Below are 14,737 nucleotides of genomic sequence, written 5' to 3' on the forward strand. Positions count from 1 at the left end.
AGCGCGGCGGGGCGTCCGGGGCCGCCGACACGCGGAAGGGGCCCCGGACCCGCCGCCACTACCCGACGATGTCGAGCTCGAACGGGTCGGCCGCGCTGTAGTTGATGTCGGCCCACACCGCGCCCGGCAGGTCGTAGCGCCGGTGCGAGGTCAGCTTGTTGTTGTAACCCGCGACCTGCGTGGGGTTGTGGCCGACGCCCTGGTGGTCGTTGCCCCAGGCGAAGATGTCGCCGACCCACATCGGCTTCGAGAAGCCGTCACCGCCGAGCCGCGGCCGGATGACGATCGCCGCGCCGGGGCTGCCGGACAAGAACACGCGCACCGTGTTCTGGTTGGCGTTGGGCGGGGTGACGGTGATGCGCTCCATGATCTCCACTCCAGTCGAGGCGGATCCGTTTCCGTCCACACCGGGCCAGTAGTCGGCGACGGACGAGACGTCGTAGCCCGGGGCGACGTCTCCGCGGTACTGCTTGGCGATCGCACCGTCGGGGATCGCGGGATCACCGTTGTAGTGGGCGATCCAGTAGTGCGGTTCGGCGACGCCGGCCGACGAGAACGCCGAGCGCACCGTGGGCCAGGTCGAGAGGTTGCAGTAGATCGTGGGGTCCGCGCCGGCCGCCCGGCGCATCCGGACCCAGCCCGGCGCCTCGCCCGGGCTGGCGTCGCCGGGTTCGACGTCCAGGACGTGGCCGTCGTTCGTGCTCGCTTTCTTGACGATGGTGACCTTGACCGCGCTGGGGAAGCGCGCCCAGTCGGCGGCCGACCAGGGGTCCAGTTTGATCTTGTCGATGTATCCCGCGACCATCTCCGCGCCGGCGGGGATGTTCGCGGCCGTGACCGCGTCGTACATCGTGCGCACGGGTTGCGTCTCCGTTCGGTGCCGTTCGCCGTTTCGGGGACGGCGAAATCGTCTCCGCGATCCGCCATCGTGCTGTTACCCATGTGGGACGGGCGTCAAGCACAAATGTTACGCAGTTCCGGACCGTCACCGAGACGGCCGCACCACGCAATTCCTTCACCACGGGATCACGCGGCGATGGTGACTTTCCGCTATCGGTACTGGCTTCCCGCTCACCCGGCTGGCAAGCTGCCAAGACTTCACGACGGAAGGTACGTGCATGGCGGCACACCCGGCGCGATCCCGGCGCTTCGACGCGCGGGTCGTCGTCCTGAGCGTGCTGCTCGTGGTCGCCCTGCTCGCCTGGGCCGGTGTGGACTACCTGCGCGACCGCCTCGCCGCCGGCGGCTGCGACACCACGACGCCGGTCCACATCACCGCGGCGCCCGACATCGCGCCCGTGCTCACCGCGCTGGCCCGGACGGTACCGGGGCCGGACTGCTACACCGTCGAGGTCACGGCGGCCGCGTCGGCGGCCACCGCGGCGGCACTGGAAGCCAACGGCGCGAACGGTCCCGACGTCTGGGTGCCGGAGTCGAGCACCTGGCTGCTGCAGGCCCGCGACGGCGGCGCGTGGAACCTGCCCGAGTCCGGCCAGTCGGTGGCGAGCTCGCCGGTCGTGCTGGCGCTGACCGACGAGGTCGCGAAACAGGCCGGCTGGCCCGGGAAGTCACCGTCCTGGTCGGACGTCCTCGCGGGAAGCCCGGTCGGGCTGCCCGACCCGAGCCGCGACCCGGCCGGGATCGCCGCGCTGATCGGCCTGCAGCAGCTGACCAAGGACGCGCCCGACCCCGCCGCGGCGTTCACCGAGGAGATCCGCAAGCTGTCGGCGGTGAAACAGCCGTTCACCGCGTCGCCGGCGTCTGAGCAGTCCGTGCTGGCGCGCAAGCTCGTCGCCGCGTACCCGGCGGCCGGCGTGCCGAGCTTCGACTACCCGTACGTCGTGCTGCCGCGCGCGTCGGAGGCTTCGCGGTCGGTGGCCGAGCGGTTCCTGCGGCTGCTGCTCGACCAGACCGCGACGAAGACGTTCGCCGACGCCGGGTTCCGGACCCCGTCCGGGCAGCTGCTCGGCGACCGGCCGCGCGACACCCGCACGGACGCCACGCCACGCCCGGCCGGACCGCCCCCGCCGGACGCGATGTACGGCGTGCTGCAGGCGTGGGCCGGGGCGAACCTCAGCGCCCGCGTCCAGGTCCTGCTCGACGTCTCCGGCTCGATGGCGGCCACCGTTCCCGGCACCGGCCGGAGCCGGATGGCGCTCACCCTGGAAGCCGCGACGCAGGGGCTCGGGCTGTTCAAGCCCACCACGGAAATCGGCCTGTGGTTGTTTTCCACCAAACTCGACGGCGACAAGGACTACAAGGAACTGCTGCCGATGCGGTCCATCGCGGAACAGCTCGCCGGCGGCGGGGTGGCGACGCTGCAGGCGGTCAAGCCGAAGGCCGGCGGCGCGACCGGGCTGTACGACTCGATCCTCGCCGCGTACCAGAACGCGCGGCAGAACTGGCAGCTCGGCCGGATCAACGTCGTCGTCGTGATGACCGACGGCCGCAACGAAGACAGCGACTCCGTCGGGCTGCCCGGCCTGCTCGCGGAGCTGGGCCGGCTGCAGGACCCGCGCAAACCGTTGCCGGTGATCGGGATCGGCATCGGCCCCGACATCGACGCGAGCGAGCTGAAGCAGGTTTCGGCCGCCACCGGCGGCGAGTCGTTCACCACGCCGGACCCGCGCAAGATCTCCGACGTCTTCTACCAGGCGCTGAGCACGCTCATGTGCCAGCCGCCGGCCTGCAAGAAGTGAGGACACCCGTGTTGGTGGAGACCGAAAAGCCCGCCCCACGGGTGGCGCGAAGACCGTCCGTTCTGGTCCTGGCCGCGTTCGTCGCCGGCGTGGTGCCGTTCGCGTTCCACGCCTGGGCGGCACTGCACGGGAGTCTCTCGCAGGACGACTTCGTCATGACCTACCGGGCCGCCGTGGCCGGGCCGTTCGACCTCGGGTTCCTCTTCCAGGACTACCACGGGCACCTGACCCCCGGCGGGTTCTTCGTCGTGGCGGTGCTGACGTGGTGGGCGCCGCTGAACTTCCCGCTCCTGGTGCTGCCGCTGCTGCTGATGCGGGCGGTCGCGACCGTGCTGTTCTGGTGCCTGCTGGTGCGCTGCTTCGGCCGCCGCTGGGCGATCCTGGTGCCGTTCACCGTCTTCACGGCCTCGACGCTGCTGCTGGTCCCGACGCTGTGGTGGGCGTACGGCATCCAGATCGTCCCGGTGGTGCTCGCGGCCGTCGGGGCCTTGTACTGGCACGTCCGCTACCTGCGCGACGGCGGCCGGTGGTGGATCGGCACGTTCGCGTGGACGCTCTTCGGGTTCGCGTTCTACGAAAAGGCCGTCGTGGTCCCGCTGCTGCTCGCCGGCGTGACCGTCCTGCTCGGACAGTCCTTCCGGGAGCGGTGGCGCTACTGGGCGGGGCACGCGGCGCTGCTCGCCGCGTTCGCCGGGAGCTACCTCGCGCTGACCTCGAGCCAGGTGGCGTCCGGCCCGCCGATGACGGCCGGGACCGTCGCCGACCTGACCGGCCGGATGCTCGGCGACACCTTCCTGCCCGGGCTGGCCGGCGGGCCGTGGTCCGGGCCCGGCCCGGGCGCGACCTGGGCGCCGTCGCCGTTCGCGGTCGTGGTCGTGCTGTTCGCCGCGGCACTGGCGCTGCTGGTCGGCGGCGCGCGCGTGGGCGGGCGCCGGGCCTGGCGCGCGTGGGCGTTGCTCGGGTTCCTGTTCGCCGTGGACGTCGGGCTGCTGGCGTTGACGCGGCTGCGCGAAGTCGGCCCGGCCGCCGGTGACGACCCGCGGTACCTCGCCGAACTGGCGCTCGTGGCCGCCCTGTGCGGAGCGTTCGCGTTTCTGCCACCGGGCGAAGTTGCGCCGTCCGGCGGAAAGCGTGAACGGCCGATCGCGCTAGTGGTGTGCGTGCTTTTGCTCGTCAGCTCCGCGGTGGGGTTTTCGCGGCTCGCACCGGCCCTGCGGTTCGAGCATTCCGCGCAGTACCTCGGAAACGTCCGGGCGGCCGTGGCCGAGGACCCGGATCTGGTCTTCTACGACACGTTCGTGCCGTCCGATGTGGTCCACGAGTGGTTCGGCGCGGACTCGCAGGCGTCCCGGGTGGCCGGCCTGGTGCCCGGCACGCACTTCGACCAGCCGACGAACCGGATGCACCTGCTCGACGCCACCGGCACGCCGCACCAGATCACCGGCGTGGCCGCGGAGTCCCGCGGGGTGCCGGGGACGGTGCCGAACTGCGGGTACACGGTCGGCCAAACCCAGGTGCGCATCCCGCTGGACACGCCGATGCTGGGCCGGCACCTGCTGAAGATCGACTACTTCACCTCCGACGGCGGCGAAGGGCTGGTGGACCGGACGCCGGTGTGGTTCCAGGCCGGGCTGCACTCGCTGTACCTGCCAGTGGACGGCCTCTTCGACCACATCGCCGTGCAGCTGTCGAGCGCGGGCGCGCCGGTGTGCGTCGCGAAGGTCGAGGTCGGGAAGCCGGTGACTCAGTAGGGGTCGTACGGGCTGTCGTGGCCGAAGAGCCGGGCGACCGGCCGCAGCCGCAGGCGCAGCAGCACCTTGATCCCGACGTTGCGCAGGAACCACGGCAGCTGCGCCAGCACGCGCACGCGGTCCGCCGTGGACGGTGGCGTCAGCTTGAACCGCGCCAGCGAAGTCGCCCGGTCCACATAGGTGTACCGGCGTCCGAAGAGGACCTTCGCGATCGTGCCGAGCGTGACGCCGATCGAGGAAAAGCAGTCGTGGACCAGGATTTCCGCGTCCGGCGGCAGGTGCGCCGACCAGCGCAGGTCGTCGGTGTAGGTCCAGTAGTCGTGCTTGCCGTCGATGTAAAGCAGCTGTATGGGCCGGTCCCAGTCAGGGCGCAGTTCCGTGCTGTAACCGGCGACGAGCTCGACGACGTCGTCCAGCCCGGCCTGGCGGATGTTGCGCTCGAACAGCTGCCGCGTCGGCGATCCGCCGAACAGCCGCCCGTCGACGAAGGGGTCCACGGCGATCACCGTGGCGCCGACCGTGCGGGCCGCCGCGCCGAGGACGATCGTGGATCTGCCCTGGTGACTGCCGATTTCCAGGATGACGTCGCCCTTTTCGAGCCGGCGCGCGGCCTGCCACAGCGCCTCACCCTGCGCGCGCGTCATCCAGCCCTTGACCGGCTCGGCGAGAGCCCACGCGTCGGCGAAGCCGTCCGCCACCAACTCTTCGGGAATGGCGCACCTGCCTGAACTCGGGAAAATCGTCGGCACATCGTAGCCAGGTTTCGGCCTAGTATCTACCGGATGGTAACCGCCACCCGCGAACGGTCCCGGGACGACGCCCCGCCCTCCGGCGGCGCCCGGAAGTTCTCGGTGGGCGCGTTCTTCCGGCGGCCCGGCACGTGGATCGTGCTGGCGCTGACCACGTTGTCGTTCCTGCAGATGCCGGGGAAGACGACGTTCGACACGAAGCTCGACCTCGCCGTCGACCCGCTCGCGTTCCTCGGCCGCGCGCTGCACCTGTGGAACCCGCAAGCCACCGCGGGGGAGCTGCAGAACCAGGCGTACGGCTACCTCTTCCCGATGGGCCCGTTCTTCGCGCTGTGCCAGGCCGCCGGCATCCCGGCGTGGGTCGCGCAGCGGCTGTGGGGCGCGGTCCTGCTCTCGGCCGCGTTCGGCGGCGCCCTGCTGCTCGCACGGGCGATGAAGCTCGGCACCGAGCGCACCCGGCTGATCGGCGCGCTCGGGTACGCGCTCGCGCCGCGCATGCTGACCGAAATCGGCGGTCTGTCCGCGGAGATGCTGCCCGCGGTGCTGCTCCCGTGGGTCCTGGTCCCGCTGGTCCGGGCCGGCACGATCGGCTCGCCGCGGCGCGCCGCCGGGCTGTCCGCCGTCGCCGTGCTGTGCATGGGCGGGGTCAACGGCGCGATGGTCGTGATGGCGCTCGTCCTGCCGGGACTGTGGCTGCTGACGCGCAAGTGGACGCGCCACCACGTCGAACTGGTCCTGTGGTGGTTCGTCTTCGTCGTCGGCGCGACGCTGTGGTGGATCCTGCCGCTGCTGCTGCTCGGCGAATACAGCCTGCCGTTCCTGGACTACATCGAGTCCGCGACGAACACGACCGCGCCGATGTCGCTGTTCGAGGTGCTGCGCGGAACCAACCAATGGGTCGCCTACGTCGTGCAGGGCACGCCGTGGTGGCCGGGCGGCTGGTCGCTGATCGACAACCCCGTGCTGATGCTGGCGACCGGGCTCGTCGCCGGCGTCGGCCTGCTCGGCCTGACCCGCCGCGGCCTGCCCGAACGCCGGTTCCTGGTGCTGGGCGTCGTCACCGGGCTGACGCTGCTGACCATCGGCTACGTCGGCACGCTCGACAGCCCGCTGGCCGAGCAGGTCCGGCACCTGCTCGACGGGCCGCTCGCCCCGCTGCGCAACGTCCACAAGTTCGAGCCGGTGCTGCGGCTGCCGCTGATGCTGGCGTTCGTGCACGGCATCTCGAGCCCGGCCCGGCTGAAGTCCGCGCGCCGGTTCGTCCGGCCGGCGCTGGGCCTGCTGCTGGTGCTGGTGATGGCCGCGCCCGCGTGGCTGCTGAACCTGCGGTCCGGGCCGGGCTGGGACGAGGTGCCCGGCTACTGGTACGACGCGATGGGCTACGTCGCCAAGGCCGACCCGAACGCGCGGACGCTGCTGCTGCCCGCCACCGGGTTCGGCGAGTACGACTGGGGCCGCACGGTCGACGAGCCCGCGCAGGCGATCGCGAAGAGCCCGTGGGCGGTCCGCAACCAGGTGCCGCTGGGGTCGGAAGGCAACACGCGGCTGATGGACTCGGTCGACGCGGCGCTCGCCGACGGCCGCGGCGACCCGGGGCTCGCCGCGTTGCTCGCGCGGTCCGGGTACCGGTTCCTGCTGCTGCGCAACGACATCGACCGGGACCGGAACACCGCGCCGCCGATCGCGACGCTGCGGGCCGGGCTGGCCGGTTCGCCCGGCATCGGCAAGGCGGCGGAGTTCGGGCCGCTCGAGATCTACGAGGTCCGCCAGCAGGTGCCACTCGCCACCGCGACGTCCACAACGGACGTCCCGACGGTGAGCGGCGGCCCGGAGAACCTGCTCCCGCTGATCGACTCCGGCCAGCTGGATCCGGCGACGCCGACCGTGCTGACCGGCGACGGCGGCTCGCCCGGCGGACCGCGGCTGGTCACCGACGGCCTGCGCCGCGCCGAGCGGAACGTCGGCGGCGTGCGCGACAACCTCAGCCAGACCCTGACCGCCGGGGAGGCGTTCCGCCAGCAGCGTGCGGCCGGTGATGTCCTGCCGTTCCCGGGCGAGGAGCACCAGACCGTCGCCGCCTACCGGGGCATCCGCGCGGTGACGGCGTCGACGGCCGCGTCGTTCGCCGACGCGTTCGGCGGGTCCGACCCGGGGCACCAGCCCTTCGCCGCGATCGACGGCGACCCGCGCACGGCGTGGCACTCGTCGTCGTTCACCGGGCCGGTCGGCCAGTGGCTCGAGGTGGAGCTGGACACCCCGCGGCTGGTGAACGCCGTGGACCTGCAGATGGTGGACGACCTGCGAGTGGGCTGGCCGCCGACCCGGATCCGGATCACCACCGACAACGGCTCGATCGACCAGCAGGTGATCCGCGGCGCGGGGTCGCACACCTACTCCGTCATGGCCGGGGTCACGCGCAAGGTGCGGGTCACGCTGCTGTCGCTGGTGGTCGGGCGGCAGGACGGGAACGTCGGCATCTCGGAGCTCACGATTCCCGGCACCGAGCCGCAGCGTGCGCTGGAAGTCCCGGCCGACCTGCCCGCCGGGCCGGCGCCCGGGTTCGCGTTCACACGCGGCGCCCAGCCGCGGTACGCGTGCCTGCCCGCCGACGGCGCGGTGCGGTGCGACGCGTCCGCCGCGCGGGACGGCGAAGAGCCCGACGGCATCCGGCGGCTGTTCAGCACGCCCGCCGAGCAGACGTTCCTCGTCGGCGGCTCGGTGCTGCCCGCGGGCGGCGGGAAGAACCCGGTGCAGCTGCCGGGGGTCACGGTGACATCGACGTCGCAGCTGGCGGGCGACCCGGCGGCGGGCGGCTTCGCGGCGGTCGACGGCGACGCGGGCACGACGTGGCGTCCCGACGTCACCGACCTGCGGCCGACGTTGACCCTCGGCTGGACCGGGACGAAGCGGATTTCGGGGCTGCACATCGGGGTTGCGCCCTCGAGTGGGGCGCAGGTCCCGCGTCAGGTCGAGCTGGTGGGTCGCGCCGGATCGCGCTCGGTGCAGCTCGACGCGGGCGGGTCGGCGTCGTTCGAGCCCCTGGACACCGACCAGCTGCAGGTCGTGCTGCCCGGGGACGACGACGATCCCGCGGCCCGCTCGACGGTGGGGATCGGCAGCCTGGAGCTGTCCGGCACCGACGGGCTCCTGCCCGGGCCGGACCCGGCGTTCACGGTGCCGTGCGGCTCGGGGCCGAACGTCCACCTCGACGGGCTCGACTACCGGACGTCGGTGCAGGGAACGCTGTCCGACATCACCGCGCACCGGCCGCTGGAGCTGCGGATGTGCCGGGATTCGGAGGGCGGGATCTCCCTGCCGTCCGGCGGGCACGAGCTGCGGACGGACCGGTCGGACTCGTTCGTCGTCCAGGACCTGTGGCTGCGTCCTTCGGTGGCCGCGTCACCGCCGGTGCACCGCGCGGTGCAGGTGGAGAAGTGGGACGCGGCGTCGCGGTCGGTGAAGGTGGCGCCGGGAGCGGAGGCGGTGCTGGCGGTCCCGGAGAACGCGAACGCGGGCTGGGTGGCCACTTTGGACGGACGCGAGCTGGCCCGCACCCGCGTCGACGGCTGGCAGCAGGCATGGATCGTCCCGGCCGGCGCGGGCGGAGTGGTGTCGCTGGCGTTCACCCCGGACTCTTCGTACCGGACGTCGTTGCTGATCGGCGCTTTCGCGGTGGCGCTGATGCTGGCGGGAGTCTTCTGGCCGGCGCGCCGGCGGTCGTTCCCGGTGGTGCCGGGTGGCGCGGTGGTGCCGGTGGCGCTGATCGTGCTGCTGGTGGCGCTGGGCGGGATGCTGCCGGTGGTGCTGCTGATCGCATGCCTGCTGGCGCGCCAGTTCTGGGACGGCGCCCCGAGGTACTTGGCGTTCGGCGGAATGACCGTGGCGGCGGTGGTGTCGGTGACGGGGCGGATCCTCGGCCACGGCCAGGAGTGGGCGTACGGCCCGGTGACGCAGGCAGCGCTGCTGTTGGCGGCGGCCGCGATGGTGGCGACGTGCGTGGACTGGTTCACCCGCAAGGAGAACCCGACGGAACCGGCTTAGGACGTGTGCTCAGACCCGTAACTCGCGTGACGGGGAACGTAACTGGCGTGATTGAGGCCGGAACTCGCGAGTTCCGGCCTCAATCACGCGAGATCCGGGCCCAGTCACGCGAGTCACGGCTTGGATCACGGGTGCTCAGCCGGTGCGGCGGGCTCGGAGCTCCAGGATCGCGCCGGCCACCGCCAACCCGCCCGCGCAGCAGGCCGCCACCGTCACCACCTGAGCCGCGGATGCGTGCAGCCAAGCCGTGATCAGCAGGGCCTCCACGCCCACCGCCGCCCACATCAGCACCGCCACCCGGCGGTCGCCGTCCGCCAGGCGCGCGTACAGCAGGATCTGGACCAGCGCCAGCATCGACCCGGCCAGCGCGAACGGCCACACCGGCATCGAACTCCCCGCGTACCGCGCCCCGCCGATCAACGACAGCAACGACGGTCCCAGCACCAAAGATGCCAGCAGCACGAAAGCGTCAAGAGACGCGCACACCGCCAACGCCACCGGCAGCACCCGGCGCCGTCCCGAAGACGCGGCGAACCGGGGGAGCACCAGCACCCCCACCGCCTGCGGCAGCCAGTACGCGATCTTCGTGACGATCGCCCCCAGTGCGTATTCCCCGGCGGACGCCGACGGCAGCGTGTGCCGCGCCAGCACCAGGTCCAGGTTCACCAGCAGCACCAGCGCCAGCATCGCCTGCGCCGTATGGAGTACTTCGACGCCGTGGCGGTCGGCCCAGCGCGGACGCGGGCGGCCGCACACCTGCCAGCCCGCCACGACCACCGCCAGCGACCCCACCGCCGTCCCCACCAGGGCGCCCGTCGTGGTCCCCGTCACCAGCAGGCCCACCAACGACCCGCCGACCTTGCCGAGCCCCTCCAAGGCGATCAACCCGGCCAGCAGCGCGAACCGGTGCGCGCCCTGCAGCACGCCGTGGAACACGCCCAGCAGCGTCAACGGCCCGAGTGCGGCCGTCACCAGCAGCGCCGGCGTCAGCGACCCCAGGTGTAGCAGGAGCACCAGCAACGGGCTGAGCGTCAACGCCGCCGTCGCGACGATCCCGCTCGTCACCAGCCCCAAGGCGAACAGCGAACCGTGAGCGAGCGACGGCGAGCGCGCCACCCGCAGCGCCACGACCGTCTGCAGCCCCATCGCCGGGACGACGCCGATCACCAGCACCGCCAGCAGCGAGCTCAGCTCCCCGAACGCCCCGGGCGCGAGGATCCGCGCGGCCGCGAGGCTCAGCACGTAGCTGCCCGCGTTGTTGCCCGCGAGCGCGAGCGAGACGAGGATCGCCGCGACCCGGTTGCCGGTCCGGGCCGGCGCTTCGGTGGCTACGCTCAACGGCGGGCTCCCATTACCGGCGGGTAATTTCCAGGGACCCTAACCGCGCGGGCAACGGAAAGGAAGGGCAGTGGACGCACCGGGCAGACGCCTCGCGCTCCCTGTCGTGTCCGCTCTGCTGGCGTTCGCCGTCTGCGCGCCGCTGCTGGGCCGCGGGTTCGTCCTGTCCTACGACATGGTGTTCGCGCCCCGGCAGTACTTCGTGCCGGACGCCTTCGGGATCGGCGCCACGCTGCCGCGGTCCGTCCCGGCCGACGCCGCCGTCGCGCTGGCGACCACCGTGCTGCCCGGCGACGTCGTCCAAAAGATCGTCCTGCTGCTGGCCATCTTCGGCGCCGCCTGGGGTGCCGGCCGCCTGGTCCCGACCGAGCGCCTGGGCACGCGGCTCGTCGCCGCGACCGCGTACGCCTGGACGCCGTACGTCGCGGAGCGGCTGTTCATCGGCCACTGGCCGCTGTTGCTGGCCTACGCCTGCCTGCCCTGGATCGTCAAAGCCGGGCTCGCCGCGCGCGAGCACGAGCCGAACGCCCTGCCGAAGCTGGTGCTCGCGTGCGCCCCGGCCGTCCTGACCCCGCCCGGTGGCGTGCTCGCCGCCGTCGTCATGGCCGTCGTCGCCGGCTCGCGCCGTCTCTGGCAGACACTCGCCATCGCCATCGTGCTCAACCTGCCGTGGCTGGTCCCGACCTTCCTCAACGCCGAGGGCACCTACTCCGACCCGGCCGGGGTCACGGCGTTCAGCGCCCGCCCCGAAAGCTGGGGACCCGCGCTGCTCAGCGTGCTCGGCCTGGGCGGCATCTGGAACGCCGAAACGGTCCCCGGCAGCCGGTCCCTGCCCCTCACCCCGGTGCTGACGGTCATCGTCGCCGCCATCGCGGTGGCCGGCCTCGCGCCGCTCGCGCGGCGGTGGGGGAAGGCGCCGGCCCGCTCGCTGTTCGGCCTCGGCGCCGCGGGCGTGCTGCTGGCGTCCCTGGCGACGCTGCCGGGCGGGGACGCGCTGCTGACCGCCGCCACGCGGCACCTGCCCGGCGCGGGACTCCTGCGGGACGCCCAGAAATGGGTCGCCTGGTGGGCGTTGCCGCTGGCGCTGGGCTTCGCGCTGGCCATCGAGGTCGCCGCGACCAAGCTGAAGACCGAACGCGGACGCGTCGCGCTCGTCTCGGCGGCGGCCGTCTTCCCCCTGCTCACCATGCCGGACCTGGCCTGGGGCGGCTGGGGACGGCTCGCCACCGTGCAGTACCCGGCCGACTGGCGGGCAGTGTCCGAAGTGCTCGGTGACCGCCCCGGCGACGTGCTGACGCTGCCGCTCTCGGCGTTCCGCGGGTTCGCGTGGAACGACGACCGCACGCAGCTCGACCCGGCGCCGCGCGTCCTCCCGAGACCCGTGCTGATGGACGACACGCTCCAAGTGGGACAGGACCGCATCGCCGGGGAGGACCCGCGCATCGGCGACGTCCGCGCCGCGACGTCCGCCCAGGAGCTCACCGCCGCCGGCATCGGCTGGATCCTCGTCGAGCACGGGACGCCCGGCTCCGTCGATTCCCGGTTGCTCGCCGGCGCGACGCCGGTGTGGTCGGGTGACTGGCTGACGCTCTACCGGACCCCGGGTGTGCCCGCGGTGAAAGCGATCTCGTGGGCGCCCGCCTTGGTGGCGAACGGAGTAGTGCTCGCGTCGCTGTGCGTCGCACTGTTGTGCCTCATGTTACCGATGCGTACATTGGGCCGCGGCAGGAGTTCCCCGCCGCAGAAGGAGTGACACGTGGGCACGATCATCGGCGTGGTCGCCGCCGTCATCATCGGAGGCGGTCTGGCGACCGGAGCCGGGTTCGCCCTCACCCAGGGTGCCGACCCGGACAGCTCGGCCCAGGTGCAGGAAAAGCTCAACGCGCAGGTGAAGTACAACCCGGCCGACCACCCGAACAAGCTCTACGGGAACCGCTGACGCGGTGACCCGGCTCGCCTCCGACCACGCGCACCGCGTCGTCGGGCTCTACGGCGACCCCACCGTTTCCTGGAGCATCCTCCTCGAAGCGGACCTCGGCACGGCCGCTCCCGAACCGGAGAAGCTCCGGGCCCGGCTCGCGGCGGCCGTCCAGCAGTACCCGCATCTCGGTGCCGTGCCCGAAATCGAGCGGACCACCGACCTGCCGGCCACTCGCGACCGCTTCGCTTCGGCGCCCTACGAACGGACCGCGCCGCTTCTGCGCGTCGCCGTCCGCGCCGAGGAGCCCACGCTGCTTGTCGCCGCGCACCACGGCGCCCTCGACGGTCTCGGCCTGCTTTCGCTGCTCGGCGTCCTCCTCGACGTCCCGGTTTCCTCGGCGGCGAGGGGGATCGGCGAACGCGACGGCGGCAAACCCTTTGCCCTCTCGGCCGTCCAGCGGCTCGCTGAGGCGCTTTTCGCGCCCCCGGGCCGGATCACGCCCGACCGGCGTGAAGAGGCCGCGGGAGACGTCTTCGCCGCCCGGCACGAGCCACGGCTGCGCTTGGGGGCCGCGGGGTTCGTCGCGGCCGCCGCCCGCGCCACCGCGAGCTGGAACCGCGCGCACGGCGCCCGCACCGCCCGCGTGGTCGCCGCGCTGGGCGCGTCATGGCGCTCCGGGGCCGCGCCGGAACCGGTGCACGACAGCGCGTTCTTCCGGCTGCGGCTGGGCCCCGGCGCGGACGTCGCCGCGGTGCTGGGGAACCAGCCGCCGGAACCGGACTTCCCCGCCCGCAGCAGCCGGCTCGCCCGGCTGGGCACGCGGCTGCTGGCGAGCCGGCTCGGCTCGACGTTCCTGGTGTCCAACCTCGGCGTGGTGTCCACCGGGGACACCGTGCGCTCGCTGGCGTTCTACCCCGCCGCGAGCGGTCGCTCAGGGGTGGCGTTCGGGGCGGCGACCACGGGTGGCGTCACCACGGTGACCGTGCGGGCGCGCCGCAAGGACTTCGACGCGGCCGCGGCGAACCGGCTGCTCGACGAGTTCCGGGACGCCGTTCACGACGCCAGCGCCGAGCCGCGCGGGACCTGACCCAGAACTCGCGGCCGGGGTGCGGGGAGCCCGGAGACGTCCCGGACCAGCGACTCGAACTGCCCGACGCTCGCGTCCCAGCTGAACTGCCCGGCCCGCTCGGCCCCGGCCAGGCCCATTTCCGCCCGGCGCAGGCCGTCGGCGAGCAGGCCGTCGACCTGGGCGGTGAAGTCGTCGAAGTCCTCGGCCAGCAGACCGGTGCGACCCTCCACGATGGACTCGGCCACGCCGCCCGCGGCGCGGTAGGCGACCGACGGCACGCCGTGCGCCGCGGCCTCCATGATGACGATGCCCCAGCCCTCCTTGACCGACGGGCACAGGTGCAGCCACGACCGCGCGAGGATCTCGTGCTTGGCCTGCTCGTCGACCCAGCCGTGCAGGACCACGCGGTCGGCCACCCCGCGCGAAGCCGCGTGCGCGCGCAGCACTTCGTCCCACGGGCCCTGGCCGACGACCTCGAGCCGCAGCTCCGGCCAGCGCCGGGCGAGCCGCGCGACGACGTCGATGGCGTGCTCGATCCGCTTGTGCGGCACCAGCCTGCTCACCGCGACCAGCGTCGGGGAAGCGTCCCGTTCGGACGCGCACGGCGGCGGCGCGTCGAGTCCGTTGGGCACCACGGTGACGCGCTCGCGCCCGATCCCGAGGCCCCCGAGCTCCGACTTGGTGACTTCGGAAACCGTGGCGTACCGGCACTTCCGGAACACCCACGGTGCCAGCCGCGACTCGATCCACCAGCCGACCCGGCCCAGCGTCTCGCCGAGCGCGCTGATCCACTGTTCCTTGTGGACGTGGTGCACGAGCACCAGCACGGGACAGCCGGCGACCAGCCGGGCGAAGAACGGCATCCCGTTCTGCACGTCGACCACGAGGTCGGCACGGGCTTGACGAATGGCGCGCAGCGCGTGCGCGTACACGCCGAACTTGTTGCCCCGCCGCCGGTAGCGGACGCCGTCACGCCATTCGCCGGCGGTCGCGCCCGCGTAGGCGGCGCACTGGATTTCGACCCGGTACCCGGCTCTCGCGAGCCCTTCGGCCATCCGCTCGACGTACCGCTCCGACCCGCCGCCTTCGGGGTGGCCGGTGTCGCGCCAGTTGACGAGGAGCACTCGAGGTCGTTCCATCGGGTTATCCAAACTGTAGCGACGATGCTA

At 72.7% G+C, this 14,737-nt stretch carries 10 protein-coding genes; 6 read left to right on the forward strand and 4 right to left on the reverse strand.

Annotation, left to right across the window (positions count from 1 at the left end):
* Window positions 1-58: 58 nt before the first annotated feature.
* A complete protein-coding gene (locus tag QQ657_RS32305; RefSeq protein WP_350310716.1) occupies window positions 59-859 on the reverse strand; it encodes a glycoside hydrolase family 25 domain-containing protein in 801 nt (266 codons plus the stop codon).
* Between the two features lie 259 nt (window positions 860-1,118).
* Between QQ657_RS32305 and QQ657_RS32310 the strand changes: the two genes are divergently transcribed.
* Together QQ657_RS32310 and QQ657_RS32315 are read left to right on the forward strand one after the other, a co-directional pair.
* Window positions 1,119-2,699, forward strand: a complete 1,581-nt coding sequence (locus QQ657_RS32310) for a substrate-binding domain-containing protein (protein ID WP_284746061.1) — start codon at window positions 1,119-1,121, stop codon at window positions 2,697-2,699.
* An 11-nt stretch (window positions 2,700-2,710) separates the two neighbouring features.
* Window positions 2,711-4,450 (forward strand): glycosyltransferase family protein, encoded by a 1,740-nt coding sequence (locus tag QQ657_RS32315; RefSeq protein ID WP_284746062.1) that lies wholly within the window; start codon window positions 2,711-2,713, stop codon window positions 4,448-4,450.
* Here QQ657_RS32315 and QQ657_RS32320 read toward each other — a convergent pair.
* Window positions 4,444-5,148 carry a class I SAM-dependent methyltransferase gene (locus tag QQ657_RS32320; RefSeq protein WP_284746063.1) on the reverse strand — a complete coding sequence of 235 codons (705 nt, stop codon included), beginning with the start codon at window positions 5,146-5,148 and terminating at the stop codon, window positions 4,444-4,446. The genes QQ657_RS32315 and QQ657_RS32320 overlap by 7 nt on opposite strands.
* A gap of 84 nt (window positions 5,149-5,232) precedes the next feature.
* On the opposite strand from QQ657_RS32320, the gene QQ657_RS32325 reads away from it, so the two are divergent.
* On the forward strand, window positions 5,233-9,240 hold the full coding sequence (locus QQ657_RS32325; protein ID WP_284746064.1) for an alpha-(1->3)-arabinofuranosyltransferase: 4,008 nt from the start codon (window positions 5,233-5,235) through the stop codon (window positions 9,238-9,240).
* Window positions 9,241-9,375: 135 nt separating this feature from the next.
* On the opposite strand, the gene QQ657_RS32330 is transcribed toward QQ657_RS32325, so the two are convergent.
* The gene (locus tag QQ657_RS32330) at window positions 9,376-10,578 is read right to left on the reverse strand and encodes a lipopolysaccharide biosynthesis protein (RefSeq protein ID WP_284746065.1); all 1,203 of its coding nucleotides are present in this window, start codon (window positions 10,576-10,578) and stop codon (window positions 9,376-9,378) included.
* A 106-nt stretch (window positions 10,579-10,684) separates the two neighbouring features.
* Here QQ657_RS32330 and QQ657_RS32335 point away from each other — a divergent pair, with 106 nt between their 5' ends.
* The 3 genes from QQ657_RS32335 to QQ657_RS32345 are packed head-to-tail and all read left to right on the forward strand — an operon-like array spanning window position 10,685 to window position 13,586.
* Window positions 10,685-12,331: an MmpA family trehalose lipid delivery protein gene (locus QQ657_RS32335; RefSeq protein ID WP_284746066.1), complete on the forward strand. Its 1,647-nt coding sequence runs from the start codon at window positions 10,685-10,687 to the stop codon at window positions 12,329-12,331.
* Window positions 12,332-12,334: 3 nt separating this feature from the next.
* Window positions 12,335-12,517: a hypothetical protein gene (locus tag QQ657_RS32340; RefSeq protein ID WP_284746067.1), complete on the forward strand. Its 183-nt coding sequence runs from the start codon at window positions 12,335-12,337 to the stop codon at window positions 12,515-12,517.
* Between the two features lie 4 nt (window positions 12,518-12,521).
* Window positions 12,522-13,586, forward strand: a complete 1,065-nt coding sequence (locus QQ657_RS32345; RefSeq protein ID WP_284746068.1) for a hypothetical protein — start codon at window positions 12,522-12,524, stop codon at window positions 13,584-13,586.
* Here the strand turns inward: QQ657_RS32345 and QQ657_RS32350 are convergent.
* Window positions 13,553-14,707 carry a glycosyltransferase family 4 protein gene (locus QQ657_RS32350; protein WP_284746069.1) on the reverse strand — a complete coding sequence of 385 codons (1,155 nt, stop codon included), beginning with the start codon at window positions 14,705-14,707 and terminating at the stop codon, window positions 13,553-13,555. The genes QQ657_RS32345 and QQ657_RS32350 overlap by 34 nt on opposite strands.
* Window positions 14,708-14,737 lie beyond the last annotated feature (30 nt).

The organism is Amycolatopsis ponsaeliensis (assembly GCF_030182635.1).
GTDB classification, from domain to species: Bacteria; Actinomycetota; Actinomycetes; order Mycobacteriales; family Pseudonocardiaceae; genus Amycolatopsis; species Amycolatopsis ponsaeliensis.